18 protein-coding genes, 6 tRNA genes and 1 pseudogene are annotated in these 21,242 nt (G+C 74.1%); 10 read left to right on the top strand and 15 right to left on the bottom strand.

Translation table 11 applies throughout. The annotated features are described in order from the left end of the window. The first annotated feature begins 14 nt into the window (after positions 1 to 14). Together ACYVO2_RS09215 and ACYVO2_RS09210 are read left to right on the top strand one after the other, a co-directional pair. Entirely contained in the window at positions 15 to 2,210 is a 2,196-nt protein-coding gene (locus ACYVO2_RS09215) for an elongation factor G-like protein EF-G2 (RefSeq protein WP_461007142.1), read from the top strand. 280 nt (positions 2,211 to 2,490) lie between these two features. Beyond that, on the top strand, positions 2,491 to 4,134 hold the full coding sequence (locus ACYVO2_RS09210; protein WP_461007141.1) for a hypothetical protein: 1,644 nt from the start codon (positions 2,491 to 2,493) through the stop codon (positions 4,132 to 4,134). A gap of 57 nt (positions 4,135 to 4,191) precedes the next feature. Here ACYVO2_RS09210 and ACYVO2_RS09205 read toward each other — a convergent pair whose 3' ends face one another. The 7 genes from ACYVO2_RS09205 to ACYVO2_RS09175 form a co-directional block, all read right to left on the bottom strand. Continuing rightward, the gene (locus ACYVO2_RS09205) at positions 4,192 to 4,767 is read right to left on the bottom strand and encodes an HIT family protein (protein WP_461007140.1); all 576 of its coding nucleotides are present in this window, start codon (positions 4,765 to 4,767) and stop codon (positions 4,192 to 4,194) included. A gap of 129 nt (positions 4,768 to 4,896) precedes the next feature. Continuing rightward, on the bottom strand, positions 4,897 to 6,876 hold the full coding sequence (thrS, locus tag ACYVO2_RS09200; protein WP_461007139.1) for a threonine--tRNA ligase: 1,980 nt from the start codon (positions 6,874 to 6,876) through the stop codon (positions 4,897 to 4,899). A gap of 87 nt (positions 6,877 to 6,963) precedes the next feature. Then, positions 6,964 to 8,199, bottom strand: a complete 1,236-nt coding sequence (locus ACYVO2_RS09195; protein ID WP_461007138.1) for a hypothetical protein — start codon at positions 8,197 to 8,199, stop codon at positions 6,964 to 6,966. Then, positions 8,199 to 8,765 (bottom strand): DUF4365 domain-containing protein, encoded by a 567-nt coding sequence (locus ACYVO2_RS09190; RefSeq protein ID WP_461007137.1) that lies wholly within the window; start codon positions 8,763 to 8,765, stop codon positions 8,199 to 8,201. Before ACYVO2_RS09190 ends, ACYVO2_RS09195 begins: the two co-directional genes overlap by 1 nt. Before the next feature lie 389 nt (positions 8,766 to 9,154). Then, positions 9,155 to 9,226: transfer RNA gene (locus ACYVO2_RS09185), tRNA-Val, on the bottom strand. A gap of 304 nt (positions 9,227 to 9,530) precedes the next feature. Further along, positions 9,531 to 9,602 (bottom strand) — tRNA-Val (locus ACYVO2_RS09180). Between the two features lie 65 nt (positions 9,603 to 9,667). Further along, positions 9,668 to 10,174: a TIGR02611 family protein gene (locus tag ACYVO2_RS09175; protein ID WP_461007136.1), complete on the bottom strand. Its 507-nt coding sequence runs from the start codon at positions 10,172 to 10,174 to the stop codon at positions 9,668 to 9,670. Between the two features lie 190 nt (positions 10,175 to 10,364). Here ACYVO2_RS09175 and ACYVO2_RS09170 point away from each other — a divergent pair, with 190 nt between their 5' ends. Together ACYVO2_RS09170 and ACYVO2_RS09165 are read left to right on the top strand one after the other, a co-directional pair. Then, positions 10,365 to 10,778: an SsgA family sporulation/cell division regulator gene (locus tag ACYVO2_RS09170; RefSeq protein WP_018382204.1), complete on the top strand. Its 414-nt coding sequence runs from the start codon at positions 10,365 to 10,367 to the stop codon at positions 10,776 to 10,778. Between the two features lie 449 nt (positions 10,779 to 11,227). Continuing rightward, a complete protein-coding gene (locus ACYVO2_RS09165) occupies positions 11,228 to 11,809 on the top strand; it encodes a CGNR zinc finger domain-containing protein (protein ID WP_461007135.1) in 582 nt (193 codons plus the stop codon). A gap of 253 nt (positions 11,810 to 12,062) precedes the next feature. Here ACYVO2_RS09165 and ACYVO2_RS09160 read toward each other — a convergent pair whose 3' ends face one another. Beyond that, the gene (locus tag ACYVO2_RS09160) at positions 12,063 to 12,575 is read right to left on the bottom strand and encodes a hypothetical protein (RefSeq protein ID WP_461007134.1); all 513 of its coding nucleotides are present in this window, start codon (positions 12,573 to 12,575) and stop codon (positions 12,063 to 12,065) included. 169 nt (positions 12,576 to 12,744) lie between these two features. Between ACYVO2_RS09160 and ACYVO2_RS09155 the strand changes: the two genes are divergently transcribed. After that, positions 12,745 to 13,254 (top strand): DsbA family protein, encoded by a 510-nt coding sequence (locus ACYVO2_RS09155; RefSeq protein ID WP_461007133.1) that lies wholly within the window; start codon positions 12,745 to 12,747, stop codon positions 13,252 to 13,254. A gap of 20 nt (positions 13,255 to 13,274) precedes the next feature. Here the strand turns inward: ACYVO2_RS09155 and ACYVO2_RS09150 are convergent, their stop codons facing one another. From ACYVO2_RS09150 to ACYVO2_RS09140, 3 genes are all read right to left on the bottom strand, one after another. Continuing rightward, entirely contained in the window at positions 13,275 to 14,126 is an 852-nt protein-coding gene (locus tag ACYVO2_RS09150) for a GNAT family N-acetyltransferase (protein WP_461007132.1), read from the bottom strand. A gap of 82 nt (positions 14,127 to 14,208) precedes the next feature. Then, entirely contained in the window at positions 14,209 to 15,030 is an 822-nt protein-coding gene (locus tag ACYVO2_RS09145) for an aminotransferase class IV (RefSeq protein WP_461007131.1), read from the bottom strand. After that, complete coding sequence (locus ACYVO2_RS09140) at positions 15,027 to 16,124, bottom strand: chorismate-binding protein (protein WP_461007130.1); 1,098 nt, start codon at positions 16,122 to 16,124, stop codon at positions 15,027 to 15,029. Before ACYVO2_RS09140 ends, ACYVO2_RS09145 begins: the two co-directional genes overlap by 4 nt. 269 nt (positions 16,125 to 16,393) lie before the next feature. Between ACYVO2_RS09140 and ACYVO2_RS09135 the strand changes: the two genes are divergently transcribed. The 4 genes from ACYVO2_RS09135 to ACYVO2_RS09120 all read left to right on the top strand — a co-directional run bounded on the left by ACYVO2_RS09135 (position 16,394) and on the right by ACYVO2_RS09120 (position 16,822). After that, positions 16,394 to 16,466: transfer RNA gene (locus ACYVO2_RS09135), tRNA-Gly, on the top strand. 39 nt (positions 16,467 to 16,505) lie between these two features. Next, a tRNA-Cys gene (locus tag ACYVO2_RS09130) sits at positions 16,506 to 16,576 on the top strand. A 42-nt stretch (positions 16,577 to 16,618) separates the two neighbouring features. Then, positions 16,619 to 16,690: transfer RNA gene (locus ACYVO2_RS09125), tRNA-Val, on the top strand. 60 nt (positions 16,691 to 16,750) lie between these two features. Then, positions 16,751 to 16,822, top strand: a tRNA-Val gene (locus ACYVO2_RS09120). A 233-nt stretch (positions 16,823 to 17,055) separates the two neighbouring features. Here the strand turns inward: ACYVO2_RS09120 and ACYVO2_RS09115 are convergent. The 4 genes from ACYVO2_RS09115 to ACYVO2_RS09100 all read right to left on the bottom strand — a co-directional run bounded on the left by ACYVO2_RS09115 (position 17,056) and on the right by ACYVO2_RS09100 (position 19,423). Beyond that, positions 17,056 to 17,364 carry a TFIIB-type zinc ribbon-containing protein gene (locus ACYVO2_RS09115; protein WP_461007129.1) on the bottom strand — a complete coding sequence of 103 codons (309 nt, stop codon included), beginning with the start codon at positions 17,362 to 17,364 and terminating at the stop codon, positions 17,056 to 17,058. 58 nt (positions 17,365 to 17,422) lie between these two features. Beyond that, positions 17,423 to 18,331: a phosphotransferase family protein gene (locus ACYVO2_RS09110; protein WP_461007128.1), complete on the bottom strand. Its 909-nt coding sequence runs from the start codon at positions 18,329 to 18,331 to the stop codon at positions 17,423 to 17,425. A gap of 134 nt (positions 18,332 to 18,465) precedes the next feature. Continuing rightward, positions 18,466 to 18,660 carry a hypothetical protein gene (locus tag ACYVO2_RS09105; protein WP_461007127.1) on the bottom strand — a complete coding sequence of 65 codons (195 nt, stop codon included), beginning with the start codon at positions 18,658 to 18,660 and terminating at the stop codon, positions 18,466 to 18,468. Between the two features lie 511 nt (positions 18,661 to 19,171). Continuing rightward, a complete protein-coding gene (locus tag ACYVO2_RS09100) occupies positions 19,172 to 19,423 on the bottom strand; it encodes a hypothetical protein (protein WP_461007126.1) in 252 nt (83 codons plus the stop codon). Between the two features lie 262 nt (positions 19,424 to 19,685). On the opposite strand from ACYVO2_RS09100, the pseudogene ACYVO2_RS09095 reads away from it, so the two are divergent. Next, positions 19,686 to 20,915, top strand: a pseudogene (locus ACYVO2_RS09095) (serine/threonine-protein kinase); the annotation flags it as partial. Between the last annotated feature and the right edge of the window lie 327 nt (positions 20,916 to 21,242).

The following is a 21,242-nucleotide window of genomic DNA, read 5'->3' as shown; positions in this document are numbered from 1 at the left end:
CGGGAGGCGAGCCCATGGCCGACAAGACGAACCCCCCAGGAGCCGCCGGAAGGGCACTGGCGGCCGACCGGCCCAGCGGCGTACGCAACGTGGTGCTGGTCGGCCACAGCGGCTCGGGCAAGACCACCCTCGTCGAGGCGCTCGCGCTGGCGACCGGCGCCACCACCCGGGCGGGACGGGTCGAGGACGGCGCCACCGTCTCCGACCACGACGAGATCGAACACCGCCAGCACCGCTCGGTGCAGCTCTCCCTGGTCCCCGTCGAGTGGGCCGGCATCAAGATCAACCTCCTGGACACCCCCGGCTACGCCGACTTCGTCGGGGAGCTGCGGGCCGGCCTGCGCGCCGCGGACGCGGCCCTGTTCGTCGTCTCCGCCGCCGACGGCGTGGACGGCTCCACCCGCATGGTCTGGGACGAGTGCGCCGCCGTCGGCATGCCCCGCGCCGTCGTCGTCACCCATCTGGAGGCGGCGCGCTCCGACTTCGAGCAGATGGTCGCCACCTGCCAGGAGGTCTTCGGCCGCGACAACCCCGAGTGCGTCCTCCCCCTCTACCTGCCGCTGCGCGGCCCCGAGGCCCCGGACGGGCACGCCCCGGTCACCGGCCTGATCGGGCTGCTCTCGCAGCGGGTCTTCGACTACCGCGGCGGCACCCGCGAGGAGCGCGACCCCGACGAGGCCGACCTGCCGCGCGTGGCGGGCGCCAGGGCCCGGCTGATCGAGGGCATCATCGCGGAGAGCGAGGACGAGTCCCTGATGGACCGCTACCTCGCCGGGGAGGCCCTGGACACCAAGACGCTCGTCCAGGACCTGGAGCGGGCCGTGGCCCGCGGCACCTTCCACCCCGTGCTCGCCGCCGCCCCGGCCGCCGACGGCGCCAGGCAGGGCCTGGGCACGGTGGAGCTGCTCGAACTGGTCACCGGCGCCTTCCCCACCCCGCCCGAGCGCCGCGCCCCCGCCGTCACCACCCCGGACGGCAGGCCCAGGCCCCCGCTGACCTGCGACCCGGACGGCCCGCTCGTCGCCGAGGTGGTCAAGACCTCCTCCGACCCCTATGTCGGGCGGCTCAGCCTGGTGCGGGTGTTCTCCGGCACCCTGCGCCCCGACGAGACCGTCCACGTCTCCGGGCACGGCCTGGCCGACCGCGGCCACGAGGACCACGACGTCGACGAGCGCGTGGGCGCCCTGTCCTCCCCGTTCGGCAAGCAGCAGCGCACCGTCGCCAAGTGCGTCGCCGGGGACATCTGCACCGTCGCCAAGCTCACCCGCGCCGAGACCGGCGACACCCTCTCCGCCAAGGACGACCCGCTGCTGATGGAGCCGTGGGTCATGCCCGACCCGCTGCTGCCCGTGGCCGTGGAGGCGCACAGCAAGGCCGACGAGGACAAGCTCTCCCAGGGCCTGGCCCGCCTGGTCGCCGAGGACCCCACCATGCGGCTGGAGCAGAACCAGGACACCCACCAGGTCGTGCTGTGGTGCCTGGGCGAGGCGCACGCCGACGTCCTGCTGGACCGGCTGCGCACCCGCTACGGCGTGCAGGTGGACACCGTCCCGTACAAGGTGTCGCTGCGGGAGACCTTCGGCGCCAAGGCCACCGGCCGCGGCAGGCACGTGAAGCAGTCCGGCGGGCACGGGCAGTTCGCCATCTGCGAGATCGAGGTGGAGCCGCTCCCCTGCGGCGGCGGCTTCGAGTTCGTCGACAAGGTCGTCGGCGGCGCGGTGCCCCGCCAGTTCATCCCGTCCGTGGAGAAGGGCGTGCGGGCGCAGCTCGCCAAGGGCGTCGCCGCCGGGTACCCGGTGGTGGACGTGCGGGTGACGCTGCACGACGGCAAGGCCCACTCGGTGGACTCCTCCGACGCGGCGTTCCAGACTGCGGGGGCGCTCGCGCTGCGGGAGGCCGCGGCCGGGGCCGTCATCCACCTGCTCGAGCCGGTGGCCGAGGTCGGGGTGCTGGTGCCGGACGAGTACGTCGGCCCGGTGATGAGCGACCTGTCCGGGCGGCGCGGCCGGGTCCTCGGCACGGAGGCCGCGGGCCCCGGCCGCACCCTGGTGCGCGCGGAGGTGCCGGAGCTGGAGATCAGCAGGTACGCCGTGGACCTGCGGTCGCTGGCGCACGGCACCGGCAGGTTCAGCCGCTCCTACGTCCGGCACGAACCGATGCCGGCGCAGGTGGCGGCGAAGGTGCGGCAGGAGGAAGCCGCGGTGAGGTGACCGGGTGGCGGTCACCTCCGCGGGGGGTGACCGTCCGAAAGCGCAGCGTGCGCTGCCCCGCCCCGGGCTAGGCTGTGCCTCGGGTATGGCCGTCCGCCGGGCGGGGCATGCTGTTGGGGCGGCAGGCGGGCCGCACATCCTGGTGCGACCGCCGGCAACGGGCGCGGCGCGCCCGCGACTTGGCGGCGGCGCCCGCGGTCGGCGCCGTCCGGTCCCGCGGTCGGGGCCGGTGGCGGGTTGGGCGGTTCGAGTTGGCAGTCTTAGTTGTCAGGGGGGCGCGTTGACCACGTCGTTCGACCTCAGTCCCGGGGCCCAGGTCCCGCTGACGGACGTGGCGAAGCAGAGCGCGGCGACCCAGATGCTCTCCTCCGCCGCGTACCGCGACGGGAAGATGGAGGAGCTGACCAAGCTCAGCGAGGGCACGTCGCAGAAGGCGGGCCGGTTCAGCCTGCTGGAGCCGACGCTCGGCGAGGCGTTCTGCCGGGCCGTGCAGGTGCGGATGCTCGGCGCCGGGCGGGCCCCGGTCATCCAGTCGTTCGGGCTCGACCCCATGGCCGTGGTCCAGCACTGCCTGGCGGCCAGCCGGATCCGCCGCTCCCGCGACCTGCGGCTGACCGCGGTGATGGCGGTGTTCGGGCTGCTGTTCCTGCCCGGCACCCTGGTGTGGATCGGCGCCTTCCAGCTCAAGCGCACCCTCACCCGGATGGCCAGCAACCGCATCAGCCCGCTGGGCGGCGTGGTGATTGCCGCGGTGGCGGTGTTCGCGGTGCTGTTCGCCGTGCGGCCGCCGTTCACCGGCCTGGCGCAGCTCTACATGCGGCTGATCCTGCTGGCGCCGGTCGCCGGGTGGTTCCTCGCCAAGCGGATATGCACCGCCACGGCCGGGGAGCTGCGCAAGCGCTGGACGGACACCCTGGAGGGCGCCGGCGCGGGCCCGACCATCCCGGAGACCGTCCCCTCGGGCCCCAACGACACCCGCGCCGAGCAACTGCGGGTGGAGCTGGAGAAGCTCGCCGCCGAGCAGAACAGCAACGTCGTCTTCTACCGCGGCCGCGACGGCATACTCGGCATGGGCCCGCGCTGGGGAGGCTGGTCGATGGCCGAGGAGCTCACCCCGAAGCCGGGCCACTCCGACATCAACCAGTTCCGCGCCTGGGACGTGATCAAGGTCATCCACGGCGCCCTGCGCGACCTGGAGCGCGGCCCCCTGCACAGCGGCGGCTTCCCCCGCCCCACGGTGCGGCACTGGATCGTCGTGCCGATAGCCGAGGGCGCGGGCTCGGTCTCCCGCCCGTCCGGCCCGGAGGTGGACGGTTACTCCGTGCGGGACTTCGAGATCCAGCGGATCTGCAACGAGCAGCAGTTCGGCAGCGGCAACCGGCACTACCTGGGCGTGCAGTTCGTGCTGTGGGAGGGGCAGCTCGTCCTCAACCTGCTGTGCACGGTCACGGTGCTGCACCGCACCCTGCGGATCGATGTCACCGGGCACACCCTGGGTCCGGTCGCGCCGTCGCTCAGCAGCAAGCCGGAGCCGAAGACCAAGGACGTCCCCAAGAGCATCAAGTTCTGGGAGACCAAGAAGGTCTCCCTGCCGCTGGTGACCGCCGAGGAGGTCGTGCGCTGCTCGGTGCGCGCCCCGCTGATGTGGATACCGCCCCTGCTGGAGTGGGCCGGCGGCAAGCTCGCCCTGCCCGAGCCGTTCGGGCTGCGGCACTCGTGGGTGGAGCCGCCGTGGACGCACCGCTTCATGGCGGACGACGCGCTGCGCGCCGCCACCCCGGTGGTGCGGGCCGTGCACGCGGCGGCGATACGGTTCCTCGACGACAACAACGTCGACACCGACAAGTTCGTCAGCCGCTCGCTGAATCTCGGCGGCGCGGTGCAGGGCGCCACCCCGGGCAAGCCGGACGCGTACGACGCGTGAGGCGGGCCCCGGCCGGGTGGCCGGGGCCCTTCCCGCCGGGGGCCGCCGCCGGCCGGGTCAGGCGGAGGGCGCGGGCGTCTGCCGCCAGACCTCGGCCAGCATGTCGCGGGTGTCGGCGAGCAACTGCGGCAGGACCCGGGTGTGGCCGACGATCGGCATGAAGTTGGTGTCGCCGCCCCAGCGGGGGACGACGTGCTGGTGCAGGTGCGCGGCGATGCCGGCGCCCGCGACCGAGCCCTGGTTGAGGCCGATGTTGAATCCGTGCGCCCCGGACGCCCGCCGGAGCGTGATCATGGCCTTCTTGGTGAACTCGGCCAGTTCGGCCGTCTCGGGGCCGGTGAGCTCGGTGTAGTCGGCGACGTGGCGATACGGAACGCTCATGCAGTGGCCGGAATTGTAGGGGTACAGATTGAGCACCGCGTACACGTGTTCCCCGCGCGCGATGATCAGCCCGTCCTCGTCGCTCTTCGCCGGGATGGTGCAGAAGGGACAGCCGTCTCCGGCGCCCGTGCCCGTGGGCTTGTTCTCGCCCTGGATGTAGGCCATCCGGTGAGGCGTCCACAGGCGCTGGAACGCGTCCGGCAACCCCACCCCGATCTGCTGCTCCGGCTCGCTCGTCATGCGGGCCAGCATATGCGCCCGGGGCGCGGGTGGGGGCGGGCAGGGGCGGCCCGGATGGACCGCCCCCGAACCCCCGCGTGGGCCGGAAGCGACACATCGTCCGGCCCTCCCCGGGACCACCCCCGCCCGGGCGGGGAGCGGTCACACCTGGATCCGGCGCTCCACCGCGTCGAGGATCTCGGTGACGGCCAGGTCACGGGCGACGCCGTTCTTCTGCGAGCCGTCCCGGTAGCGGAAGCTGACCGTCCCGGCGGCCATGTCCTCGTCGCCGACGATCAGCATGAACGGCACCTTGCTCTTCTGCGCGTTCCGGATCTTCTTCTGCATCCGGTCCGCCGACGAGTCCACCTCGACCCGCAGCCCCTTCTTCCGGGCCTCGGCCGCGAACTCCTCCAGGTACGGCACATGGGTGTCCCCGATCGGGATGCCCACCGCCTGCACCGGGGCCAGCCACGGCGGCATGGCGCCCGCGTAATGCTCCAGCAGCACCGCGAAGAAGCGCTCGATCGAGCCGAACAGCGCGCGGTGGATCATCACCGGCCGCTGCTTGGTTCCGTCGGGCGCGGTGTACTCCAGGTCGAAGCGCTCCGGGAGGTTGAAGTCGAGCTGGATGGTGCTCATCTGCCACGAGCGCCCGATGGCGTCCCGCGTCTGGACGGAGATCTTCGGGCCGTAGAACGCCGCGCCGCCCGGGTCCGGGACCAGCGGCAGGCCCTGCTTCTCGGCCGCCTTGCGCAGGGTCTCGGTGGCCTCTTCCCACACCTCGTCCGAGCCGACGTACTTCTCCGGGTCCTTGGTGGACAGCTCCAGGTAGAAGTCCTCCAGGCCGTAGTCGCGCAGCAGGTCGAGCACGAAGGTGAGCAGCGAGTCCAGCTCCTCGGCCATCTGCTCCTTGGTGCAGTAGATGTGCGCGTCGTCCTGGGTGAAGCCCCGCGCCCGGGTCAGGCCGTGCACCACACCGGACTTCTCGTACCGGTAGACCGTGCCGAATTCGAACAGCCGTAGCGGCAATTCCCGGTACGACCGCCCCCGCGCGTCGAAGATCAGGTTGTGCATGGGGCAGTTCATGGGCTTGAGGTAGTAGTCCACGCCCTCGTCGAGCTGCATGGGCGGGTACATGCCCTCGGCGTACCAGTCCAGGTGCCCGGAGATCTCGAACAGCTTCCCCTTGGTGGCGTGCGGGGTGTAGACGAACTCGTACCCCGCCTCCTCGTGCCGCTTGCGCGAGTAGTCCTCCATCACCCGGCGGATGATCCCGCCCTTGGGGTGGAAGACCGCCAGGCCCGAGCCGATGGCCTCCGGGATGGAGAACAGGTCCAGCTCCGCGCCCAGCTTGCGGTGGTCGCGGCGCTCGGCCTCCGCCAGGAACTCCAGGTACGCCTTCAGCTCGTCCTTGGAGGGCCAGGCGGTGCCGTAGATGCGCTGGAGCTGGGGGTTCTTCTCACTGCCCCGCCAGTAGGCCGCCGCGCTGCGCATGAGCTTGAACACGGGGACGTTGCGGGTGGTGGGCAGGTGCGGACCGCGGCACAGGTCCTTCCAGCACAGCTCGCCGGTCTTGGCGTCCAGGTTGTCGTAGATGGTCAGCTCGCCGGTGCCGACCTCGGCGGACGCGCCCTCGGCGGCCTCGGCGGCGGAGCCCTTCAGCCCGATGAGCTCCAGCTTGTACGGCTCGGCCGCCAGCTCCTCGCGGGCCGCCTCGTCGCTCACCGGGCGGCGGGAGAACCGCTGGCCGCGCTTGACGATCTCCTGCATCTTCTTCTCGATGCGCTTGAGGTCCTCCGGCTGGAAGGGCTCGGCGACATCGAAGTCGTAGTAGAAGCCGTCCTTGATCGGCGGGCCGATGCCCAGCTTGGCCTCGGGGAAGAGCTCCTGCACGGCCTGCGCCATCACGTGCGCGGTGGAGTGGCGCAGGATCGCCAGGCCGTCCTCGCTGCCGATGGCGACGGGCTCGACCTCGTCCCCGTCGGCGAGGGGGTGGGCGAGGTCGCGCAACTGCCCGGCGACGCGGGCGGCGACGACCTCGCGGTCGCCCTGGAACAGGTCGGCGGCCGTCGTCCCCGTGGTCACCACGCGCTCTTCCCGCTCGGAATCGCGTTTGACGATCACACGGAGGTCTGACACCGGTCTCTCCTGACTCATGACGTGGTCGTGCGGCGAGCGCCGCGCTGATGAATCGTACCGAGCCGGACGTGCCCCGGGCGAAAGCGGTCAGGGCCCGGCCGCCGCCCCGGACGCCGGGCTGCCCTGCGGCTCGCACGCCCGCTCGACGAGCTCGGCCTGGCCGCGCAGCGCCTTCAGCAGCCGCTGCCGCTCCCCGTCGTCTATGGGCACGGGCACCACCTCCCGCACGTCGGCGAGGGCGCGGAAGCCGCCGCGGCTCTCCAGCCGGCCGCTCACCCGGACGGGCAGCCCGGTCAGGTGCGCGTTGGCGGCGACGCGGTAGCCCTCCTCGTCCAGCCGTGCCCGCACCCGCGCCACGTCGGCCCCGGACAGCACGCGCAGCCGCACCGTGCCGGGGCCGCCGCCGCCCGGCCGGTGCAGCCGCTCCACCTGCCCGGTGATCCGCACCGGCACGGACGGCTCCGCCGCGACGTACCGGGCGCCGGCCTCGGTGAGCACGGGCAGGTCGGCGGGTGAGAAGGCGACGGTCTCCACCCGGTCGGGGAAGCCGAGCGGCGCCCCGGCCGTCGGCGACCACGACAGCAGCACCTCCACTCCCGCGGTGTCCCGCACCAGCCGCACCACGGAGTCCAGCAGCTCCTGGCAGGCGCCGAGCGCCACGGCGGCCTCGAACGCGGTCATGGAGCCGGTGGCCCGCCGGTGGTCCACGGCGTCGCGGACGGCCCGCAGGCCGCGCAGCAGGGTGACGGTGATCCGGCGGCTCGCGGGCACGGGGGCGTAGGCGGTCAGCACATGGCCGCCGGGTGAGGGGCCGACCAGGATCTGCTCCAGGCGGCACTCGGCGTACCCGGCGAGGCGTTCGCCGAAGTGGCCGCAGGCAACGCAGTCGGCGCGGGCCGCCGCCATCAGCATGGCGCGGGCGCCGGACCACAGCCGCTCGGCGTTGTTCCAGGTGACGGCGCCGCCCGCCCCGGGCACCCGGCGCCGCCAGCGGATCTCGTCGCCGGGTAACGCCAGGCGCAGCAGGATCCGGCGGGCCGAGGGCGTGCCGGAGCGGGCGAGCGCGGTGAGGGCCTCGCCCAGCAGCTCGGCGTGGTCCTCCAGCCGGTTGCCCTGGGGCACCAGCAGGCTGATCCCGGGCTCGGACGGCCGGGCACCCGGCGGCGGGGTCCAGCGCGAGTAGCGGCCGGGCACGCCGCCGCGCCGCTGCCAGCCGTGGCGGGCCAGCAGGCGGCAGAGCACGGCCGGGTCGACGCGCATGAGGTCGGGCAGCGCGGCGAGGCCGTCGTCGTCGGAGTCCGGCGGGTCCGCAGGACTGGGCATCAGGGTCTCCCTCCCGCCCCGACCCGGGCCATCATCTGGCACAGCGCGCGGTCGTCGAATATCCGCGAGGTCGGGATCCGAACGGTCGTCCGGTAGCGGCCGGTCAGGGCGTGGCCGGCCAGGTTGGTCCAGTAGCAGCAGTGGCGCAGTTCCAGCCGGTCGTGGTCGGCGTGCAGCCAGGCGTCCCTCGCGCGGGGCGCGACCATCACCACGAGGATCTTGGGGACGGAGACGTGGGTGCGGGCGAGCCCGGCCAGGTGGTCGTTGTCGAGGGTGAGGGAGAAGGACGAGCCCTCCGGGTGCGGGGCCATCCGGTAGGCGCACCGCAACTGGACCCGGATGGTCACCTCGCCGTCCGCATCGTGGCGGGGTGAGCCGTGGCTGACGTGCCAGTCGGCGCCGCCGCCGGGGAAGGGCTGGGACAGCGAGCACCCGGCCGCGGCGGCGACGGCGTGGAGGTGGGCCACCTGGAGCGTCTCCAGGGAGGCGGTGGTGGTCAGGGCTCCCCGCAGCGGCTCCCGCGGCGGGGACAGGAGGCTGCCGTACTCGGGCTGCGGGAGAGCCATCGACTCGGTTTCCTTCTGACGTTGGTGACTGAGTGTGACTTTCGCGACCGTGATCGAAGAAACGGTCCGCCACTACTCTTCCTCTCCTTGCGCGGGCTACCTCAAACGACTACGGGCGAGCGCGATTTGTTAACAGTCGGTCACGGGACGGCAGTAAACAGAGCGTCACGAACACCTGATCGTCGAGGAGTTGGACACCAGACGCACGCGCGAGGGCTCAACCGCCCCAAGAACCACAGTGGTCACTCCGGTCCCGACAGGGGCGCGACGGTGCGGAACCCGGGGGCGCGGGGGGCGGAAGCCCCGCCGAGCGAGGCGAAACCGAGCGGGAAAACGACGAGGGCGAGCCGCTCCGCATGTGCTGCGGACACGACTCGCCCTGGTACTTGTGGGCGATACTGGGATCGAACCAGTGACCTCTTCGGTGTGAACGAAGCGCTCTCCCGCTGAGCTAATCGCCCGGGATCATCGGGGGGTTGCCCTCCCGACTCGTTGAACAATACAGGGCCCGCCCACCCCGGTTCAAACCGCTTCCCCCGACGCCGACCGCCCCGAACCCCAGGCCGCCGCACCCGGCACTGCGGCCCGCCCCGAGTCGGCCGATGGCGGCGCGGGAGGCGAAGCCCGCCCCGCGAGGCGGAGCCGAGCACGAACGACGGAGCCGAGCACGAACGACGGAGCCGAGCACGAACGACGGAGCCGAGCACGAACGACGAGGGCGACCCGCTCCGCGCTTACCGCGGACACGAGTCGCCCTCGCACTCGTGGGCGATACTGGGATCGAACCAGTGACCTCTTCGGTGTGAACGAAGCGCTCTCCCGCTGAGCTAATCGCCCGGGTGCGGGGAAAACACTACCGCACCGAGGCCGGTGCCCGGCACCCGGGCCGCCGCCGGCCGGGCTCAGGGCAGCGCCAGGCCGTACTTCCAGAGGTAGATCCCCACGCCGACCGCCGCGAGCACCAGGCCCACGATCAGGAAGATCAGGTTCCGCCGCCGGGTCTTGGGGTCCATGGCACGGCTGGCCGCCTTGGCCGCCTGCTCCTTGGACCAGCGCAGGACCCGCTGCGCCCACACGAACTCCGTGCCGAGCACCGCGAGGCCCAGGAAGATCGCCACCCACCCGGGCCCCGGCAGCACCAGCATCGCGATGCCGGCGATGATGATCGCGACACCGACCAGGAAGACACCGATCTGCCAGGTCAGGTGGAGGGGTTTGTACTTCTTGATGAACATCGGCGCCCGGGAGCCGAACACCGGCTCCTTGGGGCCCTCCCCGCCGACCTTCCCCTCCGCGACCTCCGCCGCGACGCGGATGCCGCCGTCCTTGGTCACCTCGGTGCCGACCGGGCCGCCCGCGGCGGTCTCGTCACGCGGCGGCGGCGTCCGCTTCTCACTCCCCGTCGTCATGAGTTCAAAGGTACCGGAGCTTTGCCTTTCACCGGAACGGCGGTTGTGTCCACAATTGCACTGAGCCGGACGGGGTACCCGAACCTTCGCAATCCGGGCAGAGGGGTTTACAACGTCCTCCCTGGTGGCATGTCGATTTCGCCGACGTGCGAATCCCCGAGCGCACACTGAGCGAAAGGCCATGGCGCTTATGAACACCACGGTCAGCTGCGAGCTGCACCTGCGCCTCGTTGTGTCGAGCGAATCCTCACTGCCCGTCCCCGCGGGCCTGCGGTACGACACGGCCGATCCCTACGCCGTGCATGCCACCTTCCACACCGGCGCGGACGAGACCGTCGACTGGGTCTTCGCCCGTGATCTGCTGGCCGAGGGCCTGCACCGGCCCACCGGCACCGGCGATGTCCGGGTCTGGCCCTCGCGCAGTCACGGCCAGGGCGTCGTCTGCATCGCGCTGAGCTCGCCCGAGGGCGAGGCCCTGCTCGAGGCGCCGGCGCGCGCCCTGGAGTCGTTCCTGAAGCGCACCGACGCGGCGGTGCCGCCCGGTACCGAGCACCGTCACTTCGACCTGGACACGGAGCTGTCGCACATCCTGGCCGAAAGCTGAGGACCGCGCCCGGCCGTCCGACTCGGGGGTACGGCTCGGGTCGCCATCAGTCTTCGTTGCGGCGAGCCCGCGGCGCCGCCTCCCCCTGTGGGTGGCGGCGCCTTCCGCTGCCGCGGGCGGGCCCCCGGGACGGCACCGCGGGCGGGCCGGCCGGGGGCGCCCGGGCGGGCCTCGATGCCCGCCCGCGCCGGCCCTCCTCCCGCGCCGCCGGAGCGCCGCCGGAGCGCCGCGGGCCGGTCGCCGTCCCGCGGTCGGCTCGTTCCCTTCCCCTTCCCTCCTCTCCACCCGGTGTTCACCGGTGCCCCAGCACCGCTCAACCGTCCCGCCGGTGTCCCGCCGCGTCGTGCGGCGCGCCACGGCGCGTGGAGTGGGAGGCCTCGCGCGCTACAGTCTGTATACGGAGGGGGCGTCTGTCCCGTCGCCCAGTTGGACCGGCCAGGGAGCCATCCGTGCTGATCACCCACGACACCCGGTGCGCACTCGACTGCGTGGTCGAGCTCCTGGGCACGGCTCCGGAGTGCAACGGGTCGGAGGGGCTGCCCGACGTGGCGGCGCTGCGGGGCTTCGTCGAGCGGCACCGGGTCAGCGACGTCGGTGAGCTCGGCGCGGGGGACCTGGCGGCGGTGCACGCGGCGCGCGAGCGGTTCACCGCGGTCTTCCGGGCGGGCTCGGACCGGGACGCCGCCGAGCTGCTGAACTCGATGGTGGCCGAGGCGGGCACCACTCCCCGGCTCACCGACCACGACGGCCACGACTGGCACATGCACTACTTCGCGCCGGGCTCGACCCTGGCCGAGCACCTGGCGGCGGACGGCGGGATGGCGCTGGCGCTGCTGATCGTCGCCGGGGAGCGGGAGCGGCTGCGCTTCTGCGACGCGCCGGACTGCCGCAGGGCGTTCGTGGACCTGTCCCGGAACCGGTCGCGCCGCTACTGCGACAGCCGCACCTGCGGCAACCGGCTGCACGTCGCCGCCTACCGGGCGCGGCGGCGCGAGGCGGCCGTGCCCGCGCCCGGGGGCCCGTCCGACTGATTCCGGCGGGCCCGCCGCCCGCGGCCCCGCGCGCCGCCCTCCCGGAATTCCGCCCTCCCCTCGGAAGGGGTAATTCCGCGCGCCCGGAAATGTTCCGGGATGAAACTCCGCGGGTGCGCGGAGCGCATACGGAAGGAATGGATGACGGCCGTCCGGAGCAAAACCGCTAATGACGTTTCATCAGACCACAGAATTCCGAACTGAGGACCGGTCAGTCGCGAAGCGGTTACGGCACCGGCCGGTCGGCGTATCGTCAGATACCCCGACGGCGCAGGATTTCCTCGATCTCCCGGAAATCGGACAGGCCGTCATCGGACGACGAGCCGCGGCCCTTGCGGCCCCCGCCGAGGGCGGACCTGCCGCCCGCAGCCGGCGCCGCGGGCGCCGTGCCCGGCTCCGGCAGCGCGGTGCCCTTGCCCCGCCGGCCGGCGACCCTGGCCACCACGAACAGCACCGCGGACAGCGCGAGGACCGCGAACCCGGTCCACACGGTCGGATCGAACACCAGGTCCTTCGCCCAGTCGGCGACCGCCTCGGCGACGTCCTGGCCGAGCGGGAGCAGCCCGCTCATCCACAGTCCGATGGGCAGCAGCGACCACGCGGCGATCCGCACGGCCCGCAGGAAGCGGCGCCGGTACACGTGCAGGAAGCAGATCGCGAGTCCGGCCCCGGACAGCGCCACGCACACCGTCAGCGTCAGCACGGCGACCACCTCGCCCTCTCGTTCGCCGTGGCCCCGGGCGAGCCGCCCCCGGAGCCGTCCCACCTGATCATCCGGTCTGTGGACATCGCGCCTCCCGCCCGGCCGCCTTCGTCCCCATCCTGCCTCGCGGTGCGGGCGGGATGCCAGGATCAGGCCGTTTACCGGGGAAATCTCAGGGGACGGCTCCTCCCTGGGCGCGAGGGCCGCGCCGGGAAGTGCCACACTGCACGGCATGAGTGATGTTCCGCCCCGCCGCGCCGCGCTCGACGTCTGGTGCGACTTGCAGTGCCCCGACTGCCGCTCCTGCCTGGAGGACCTCCGCGCGCTGCGCGCCCGCTACGGTGACGCCCTGGCCGTGGAGCTGCGGCACTTCCCGCTGGACAAGCACCAGTACGCCATCGCGGCGGCCCAGGCGGCCGAGGAGGCCATGGTCCAGGGCAAGGGCTGGCCGTACATCGAGGCGGTGCTCGACCGCGTCGAGGAGCTGGGCAGGAAGGGCGAGAAGCTGCTGGTGGAGATCGCCGGGGAGCTGGGCCTGGACGCGGCCGAGGTGGACACCGCGCTGATCGACGGACGGCACTTCCTGGTGGTGGACACCGACCTCGCCGAGGGCCGGGCGATCGGGGTGACCGGCACGCCGACCTATGTCATCGACGGGCAGCGGCTGGACGGCGGCAAGAGCCGGGAAGGGCTGCGCGAGCGGGTCGAGGAGATCGCCGACCGACTGCTCGGACGCGCGTAGCCCCGCGGGCGGGCGCCGCCTCACAGCAGGTTCTTGCCCAGGTGGTGCATGGTGACCTGGTAGCCGAGCGAGGTGTACAGGCGCCGGGCGGCGGTGTTGGCCGTGAAGACGTTGAGGCCGAGCTCGAACACCCCGGCCGCCCGGCACTCGGCCTCGGCGAGCCGCATCAGGGCGCGCCCGTGGCCCCGCCCGCGGTGCGGCGGCTCCACCTCGACGGAGAACACCCAGGCCTGCTGCGGCCGGTCGGGGCCGCGCAGCCCCACCCACAGGGTGCCGACGGGTTCGCCGTGCGCGCGCAGCACCCGCAGCACCGCGCCCGGGGTGTGCGGGCCCTGCGGCAGGGACGCGCGGTGGTCGGCGTCCGACTTGGCCCTGGCCTGCTCCTCGGTCATGCCCGCTGCGACCAGCTCGCGGATGTAGCCCTCCTGCTGCACCGCGAGCCACGCGTCGTACTCGGCGTCGGCGAGCGGGTGCACGGAGCAGCCGGGCGGCAGCGGGGGCGGCTCCGTGTGGTCCCAGCGCGACTCCAGCCAGCTCGCCATGGTGAGGCTGCGCTCGGTGTAGCCGAGGGCGGACGCCAGGCGCAGGGCCTGCTCCCCGCCCTCGGGCACGGCGATGTCCACCCGGTCGCAGCCCCACTGCCGCAGCACCTCCTCCGCGGCGAGCGCGGCCACGGTGCCCCGGCCGCGGCGGCGCTCCGGTTCGTCCACGCGCAGCCCGGACAGGCGGCCCGTCCGCACGCCGCCGCGTTCCCGGCAGGAGACGGTGATCTCGCCGACGGGGCGGCTGTTGACGCAGACGGCGAAGGTGCGGGCGCGGGTGCCGTCGGGCTCGTGCCGCTCCGGTCCGCCGGGTCGGAGTGTGGTGGTCATGTCCTGCTTCCCCCCGGTCCTCGCGTGGCTGTCCCTGGCCGGGGCGCCGGTCAGGGGTGGTGCGCCGCCGCGGCGGCCCGGGTCAGGGGTCGATGTCGGCGGCGGCGCGCTCGTCGAACACGGACATGGCCTTGGCGGTGACCGGTCCCGGGGCGCCCGGCAGGTCCCGGCCGTCGATCCGGTGCAGCGCCTGCACGTCGCGCAGGGTGGAGGTGAGCAGGATCTCGTCCGCCTCCGCCAGGACGTCGAGCGGCAGGTCGGCCTCCTCGGCGCCCGTCCACTCCAGCAGCAGTTGCCGGGTGATGCCGGCCAGGCAGCCGGACTCCAGCGGCGGGGTGAGCAGCCGCCCGCCGAGCACGACGAAGACGTTGGACCCGGTGCCCTCGCACAGCCGTCCCGCGGTGTTGCCGAACAGCGCCTCGGAGGCGCCGTGCTGCCGGGCGCGGGCCAGGGCGACGACGTTCTCGCCGTAGGAGGTGGTCTTCAGACCGGTGAGGGCGCCGCGCTCGTTGCGGGTCCAGGGCACGGTGACGGCGGCGGTGGTGTCGGGGCGGCGGGTGGTGCCGTCCACGGCGACGACGAGGGTGGGCGGGGCGTCGCCGCGCACCGAGCCGAGCGGGCCGAGGCCGCCGGTGAAGGTGATCCGCAGGCGGCCGAGCGGTACGGGTGCCGCGTCGAGGACCGCGGCGCAGGCCCGGCGGATCTCGTCCCGGTCCGGCTCGGGCAGGCCGAGGCCGCGGGCGGAGCGGGCGAGCCGGTCCAGGTGGCGGGTGAGCGCGAACGGCCTGCCGTGCACGGCCTTGACCGTCTCGAAGACACCGTCGCCGACCGTGAGCCCGTGGTCCAGCACGGACACCGTCGCGCTGTCGGCGTCCCGCAGTCCGCCGTCCACCCAGATCCTCACCGACCGCTCCCTCCTCGGCTCCCGGGACCCGCGGGGTCCGTCCCCGTGCCTGCCGCCCGTGGGGTCAGTACCCCTGTGCGGGACGACGCTACCGCCAGCAGGCGCTCGGCCTTCAGCGCGGTCTCGTCCCACTCCCGCTTCGGCTCCGAGCCCCAGGTGATGCCGGCGCCGGTGCCGAAGCGCAGGCGGGCGCCGCGCGGCCCGGAGCGGTCGATCCAGAAGGTGCGGATGCCGACGGCGAGCACGCCCTCGCGCCGGTCGGCGTCGACCCAGCCGACGCCGCCGCAGTAGGGGCCGCGGGGGGCGGTCTCCAGGTCGCGGATGATCCGCAGGGCGCTGGACTTGGGGGCGCCGGTGACCGAGCCGGGCGGGAAGGTGGCCGCGAGCAGCTCGGCCCACCCGGCGCCGGGGCGCAGCCGCCCGCGGACGGTGGAGACCAGGTGCACCAGACCGGGGTGGCGCTGCACGGCGCACAGCTCGGGGACGGTGACGGAGCCGGTGTCGCAGACGCGCCCGAGGTCGTTGCGGACCAGGTCGACGATCATGACGTTCTCGGCGCGGTCCTTGTCCAGCAGGTCCTCCGGGGTGCGCCCGGTGCCCTTGATGGGGCCGGAGCGGACGGTGTCCCCGGTGCGGCGCAGGTACAGCTCGGGTGAGGCGGTGGCCACCTCGACGCCGTGGCCGGGCAGGCGGACGGTGCCGGCGTAGGGGGCGGGGTTGCCGCGGGCGAGCACCGCGGTGAGGGCGTCCACGTCGGCGGCCGCGTCGGGCAGGGGCGCGGTCAGGACGCGGCAGAGGTTGGCCTGGTAGACCTCGCCCGCGGCGATGTGCTCGCGTATGCGGCGCACCCCGCGCGCATAGGCGGCCTCGTCCAGGGAGGAGGTCCAGGCCGCGGGGTCGGGGCCGGTCCAGGGGGCGCGGGCGGGGGCGGCGGGGCGGACGGTGCCGAAGCGCGCGCACAGCACCGGGCCCTCGAAGTCGGCGACGACGGCCCAGAAGCCGCGGGAGTCCAGGGCGGCCGGGTCGGTGGTCACGTCGCGCAGGTCGGTGGCGACGCGGCCGCCGAAGCGGGCCATGGGGGCGAGCTTGCTCACGGTGGTTCCTGGTGCAGGTGTGGTGGCCGGGGCCGGGGTCGCCCGGTGGTGCGAACGCGCGGCCGGTTCCCGCCACGTGGGGGTGATGCGAGTGTAGGTCGGCGCGGGGCGCGCCGGGCGGGCGCGGGGGCCGGGCGGAGCGCGTGGGCGGCGGTACGGGGAGCGGTACCTGAGCCGTACGCGGCGGAAACGGAATTTGAGCTGGCCGGGGAATCCGCTAGAGTTCAACACGTCGCCGGGACGGGCAAGCGCCCCGGAGGGTGACACAGGCGGACGTGGCTCAGTTGGTAGAGCATCACCTTGCCAAGGTGAGGGTCGCGGGTTCGAATCCCGTCGTCCGCTCGATGGGGGGCCGCTCGGCGCGAGCCGGGGGTCCCGCTCGGTGGAGTGGCCGAGAGGCGAGGCAACGGCCTGCAAAGCCGTCTACACGGGTTCAAATCCCGTCTCCACCTCTGCGGAGTCGGCGGCGCTGTTGCGGCGCTCCGGCTTCATGAGGGCGATTAGCTCAGTGGGAGAGCGCTACCTTGACACGGTAGAGGTCACTGGTTCAATCCCAGTATCGCCCACCGGGTCCCCTGCCATGGGGGCCCTGTGGTCGGCGGGGGCCGTGAGGCCGACGTCGCCGAGGACGATTAGCTCAGCGGGAGAGCGCTACCTTGACACGGTAGAGGTCACTGGTTCAATCCCAGTATCGTCCACAAGTGCGAGGGTGAAACGTGTCCGCGGAAAGCGCGGACGGTTTCGCCCTCGTTGTTTTTTGCTCGGCTTCGCCTCGCGGCGGGGGCTTCGCCACCCGCGGCCCCCCATGACGCCGGGGCGCAGGGGCCGCGGTGGCGCGGGAGATGCGGACCGGTCCCGGGCCGCCGGGTGCGGGCGCCGGGCCGTGGGGTCCGGCGCTCCCCGGAGGGGGCCGGACCCCGAAGTGGGGTGCTCAGGAGGAGAAGAGCATCCGGCCCAGGCTGCGCTGGTGGCCGTGGTGACCGCGGTGGCCGCCGTGCGGCGCGCCCCAGGCCGGGGCGCCGTGGACCGGGGCGCCGTGGACCGGGGCGCCGTGGGCCGGGTAGCTGGGCGGCGGGGCGGCGGCGGGAGGCGCCTGGGGGGTCCACTGCGACTCCAGGCGGGTCAGGGCCTCGAGCTCCCCGTAGTCCAGGAAGATCCCCCGGCAGTTGCCGCACTGCTCGATGTGCACACCGCTCCGGTTGTAGGTCTGCATCATCCCATGACACTTCGGGCACTGCACGCGACATCACTCCTCAGCGCATCGAACGCCGCCGGATTCGCCCGGTCGGCGGTACGCCTCACAATACGGTGGACCCGCGGGCCAGTCCGGCGATCCTCGCGCACGTGTCCACCAGGGTGAGATCCACGTCGTCGAGCGGCCGCCCCTCGCGCCCGGCCCTGGCCACGGCCAGGGCCGCGGTCTGCACCGTCAGGGCGCGTGCGGGCAGGTCGAGGGCGGTCCACGGGTCGCCGTCCGGCGGCACCGCGGGGCCGCCCGCGGCCCGGTAGGCGGCCAGGAAGCGGTGCCAGGCCACGGCGGGCAGCAGTCCCGTCGCGAACCAGGCGGCGGGGCGCGCCAGGTCCCACGACGGGTCGCCGAGCCCGAGGTCGTCCACGTCGATGAGCAGCCAGTGCCCGGCGGGGACGCGGACGAGCTGGCCCAGGTGGAAGTCCCCGTGCGTGAGCGCCGCCGCGGACGGCGCCGGCTCCTCGCCGCGCACCCACCCGGGCAGGCCCGCGGCGGCGGCGAGCACCTCGGACGCCGCGGGGGACGGGCCCGCCGCCCGCAGCCGCGTCAGCGCCCGCGCCACCTTGGCGGGGCCGCGCATCGGCGGGACCGGGCCCGGCAGCGCGTCCGGCGCCACCCGGTGCAGGTGGGCCAGCAGCCGGCCCGCCTCCTCCCAGGGGACGGCGTCCGGGGCGTCCTCGGCGACGGGTTCGCCGTACGGCCAGAGCGTGACCGGGCGGCCGCGCAGCGGGGGCCGCTGCCGCGGCAGGGGGGCGAGCAGGACTCCGCGCAGCGGCTCCGCGGCGGCAATCCGCAGCCGCGCCCGGAGCGCGGGAACGTCGGTGTCGGCGGCGTGCGCCTTGGCCACGAGGCGGCCGGCGCGGACCACGACCCCGTCGGGGCGGTCGGCCAGCACCGCGGCCCGGCCACCCGCCTCCCCCAGCTCCCGGGCCAGCTCGGCCGCCAGTTCACCGCTCATCACGTCACCGTACAAGGACGGCCCGGCACCTGTGTCCAGATGCCGGGCCGCCCGCCGTCCGTCGCACCCCCGTCCCCACGGGGCCTACCGGTTTCGCCGTGCCCGGTCCGCTCCACCGGGCTCGGGGGCGTCTGTCAGCGCCCCATCATCCCGGCGACGGACGACGCCTGAGTGACCACCTGTTCCCAGCCTCCGAACATGACGGCCATGAGCACCGCGAGCGGCAGGACCATCGCGGTCGCCACCAGTGGGTGCCGGGTGCCGGAGGAACTGTCACCGAACGCGGCGGCGGTCCTGCTCCGCGTTCGGTTCGCGGTCCGTCCGGTCATATCCGTCGGTTCTCCTTCTTTCCGTCTCGTGCGGTTTCAGTCCGCGCGGATCCGGCCTGGACGCGGCGGGCGGGAACCCGGGGGACGAGTGCCGCCCACCGCGTGGCCACAAGGCTAGGGCGGGCGCCGCGGGCGGCACGTCATGCCCTCGTACCGCTTCACGGCCTCCCGTGGGATGACCGGCGGGCCCCGCGCGTACTCCCCTGGGTGGAGACGGCGGCCCGGCTCCCGGGGATCTCCCCGAGAGGGCGCCCGACATGCCCGGATCCGGCCGGTGGCGGGGCGGACACCGGGACCGGTGGCGCCGGTGTCCGCCGGCGCGGCGCGCCACTCCTCGGTGTGGGCTCGGGGGCGTGGGTTCGAGGCTTGGCCAGGGCCTGTTATTCATATGACCCACCGATCGCCCGATGATCCGACTGATCGCCGCCTCGGGTCACCGTTTCGGGTGGCCCGGGGTGCGGCCCGGTCCCCCGTCCCGCGCCGCACCCCGCCCCCCGGGCCCGCCGGGGCGTCAGGCCGCCCCGGCCGCCTCCTCCTCGTCGGCCGGCCCGCCCGGGATCGGCTGCTCCACCAGCGCCAGCACCCGGTTCGCCATGAACCTCGCGGTCCGCACCACCGTGCCGCTGCGCGTGACTTCGCTCACCTCCACGACCCCTCTGCGCACCGCCGTCTCCACCCGGCGCCCCGCCTTGGTCGCCACCACCTCGTAGGTCCTCGTCGTGTCGCCGGCGTCCACCACTATCTCGACGCGGTCACCCTTCACTCCGTCAAACCCCCTTAGGCGACGGGCCGATGGGCACGGATCGGCCTGCCGGAAGCGGTTGCCCGTCCGGTGTGCCCAGCCCTTTCAGGATCCCACCCGGCACTGACAATCCCCGTGCCGAGCGGGCGTTGCGTATCAGCACACCGGGCGGAGCAGTCCGTAAGCTGTGGCTCGTCAGACGTACGGGCAGGAAGGGGCCTACCCAGCCGCAGGTGTGCCGGAGGCAGGGGGCGGGCCATGCCACCGGAGGTAGGGGACGGACATGGCGATGATGCGGCTCCGGCGCGAGGATCCGCGTGTCGTCGGCTCCTTCCGGCTGCACCGGCGCCTCGGGGCTGGCGGCATGGGCGTGGTGTACCTCGGCTCCGACCGGCGCGGGCAGCGGGTGGCGCTCAAGCTGATCCGCGCCGAGCTCGCCGAGGACCCGGAGTTCAGAACCAGGTTCGCCCGCGAGGTGTCGGCGGCCTCCCGGATCCGCGGCGGCTGCACCGCCCGCCTGGTGGCCGCGGACATCGACGCCGAGCGCCCGTGGCTGGCCACCCAGTACGTCCCCGGCCCCTCCCTGTACGACAAGGTGGGCGAGGACGGGCCGCTGCCCGCCGCAGAGGTGGCCGGCATCGGCGCGGCCCTGGCCGAGGGCCTGCTCGCCGTGCACGAGGCCGGGGTGGTGCACCGCGACCTGAAGCCGTCGAACATCCTGCTGTCCCCCAAGGGCCCGCGGATCATCGACTTCGGCATCGCCTGGGCGACCGGCGCCAGCACGCTCACCCACGTGGGCACCGCCGTGGGCTCGCCCGGGTTCCTCGCGCCCGAGCAGGTGCGCGGGGCCGCCGTCACCCCGGCGACGGACGTGTTCGCGCTCGGGGCGACGCTGGCGTACGCGGCAACCGCCGACTCGCCGTTCGGCCACGGCAGTTCCGAGGTCATGCTGTACCGGGTGGTGCACGAGGAGCCCGATCTGCGCCGGGTGCCGGAGTCCCTGGCGCTGGTGATCGCCTCCTGCCTGGCCAAGGACCCCAAGGAGCGGCCGAGCACCGCCTCACTGCACGAGCGGCTCAGCGAGATCCACGCGCGCGAGGCCCGGGGCCTTGACCCGGTGCGCGGCCTCCCGTCACCGCCGGAGCGCCCCACCGGGCGCCGGGCGGACGGGTACGCGCGCCAGCGCACCGAGGAGCGGCGCGCCACTCCCCCGCCGACGCGCGGCGCTTCCGGCCCCCGCACGGCGCCCGGCACCGTGCCGTCCCGCCCGTCCGCGCGCACCCCCGCCCCGAACCGCGGCACCGGCCAGGGCAGGCCGCGCGCCGGGCAGGAGCGGCGGCGGCCGGGGCCCGCCCGCCCGCGGGGCCGGAACAGCAGGATGATGCGCCAGCGCCTGGTGGTGTTCGTCACCGTCACCCTGCTCGCCGCGCTGGGGATCGCCCTGGCGCAGGGCTGCCAGGGCCCCGACGGGGGCAACGGCCTCGGGCCGCCCGCCTCGCCCGGCCGCACCCCCTCCCCCGAGGGCGGGTCCGCGCCGGCCAGCCCCGCGCCGCAGGGCAACGTGGCGCCGCCCGCCGAGGCCAGGCGCGCCGGGGCCACGCCCACGCTCACGCTCACCCGCCCCGTGGCGAAGGCGCCGCGCGTGGACTGGTACAACCACCGCTACGCCGACCCGGACGGCGGCTCGCCGCTGCCGCTGCGCGAGGGCCGGATGAAGGGCCCGGAGGGCGACCGGGTCATCCTGGACCGCGTGCTGCCCGCCGCCCACGAGGGCGCCCCCGCCCAGGTGGTGGTGCTGACCCGGGGCGCGGGGCCGGTGCGGGAGCACCTGGTGGAGCTG

The sequence above is a fragment of the Streptomyces capparidis genome (genome assembly GCF_054782095.1).
The sequence above is the reverse complement of the archived record's forward strand: the minus strand, read 5'-3'. Positions and strand labels throughout refer to the sequence as shown.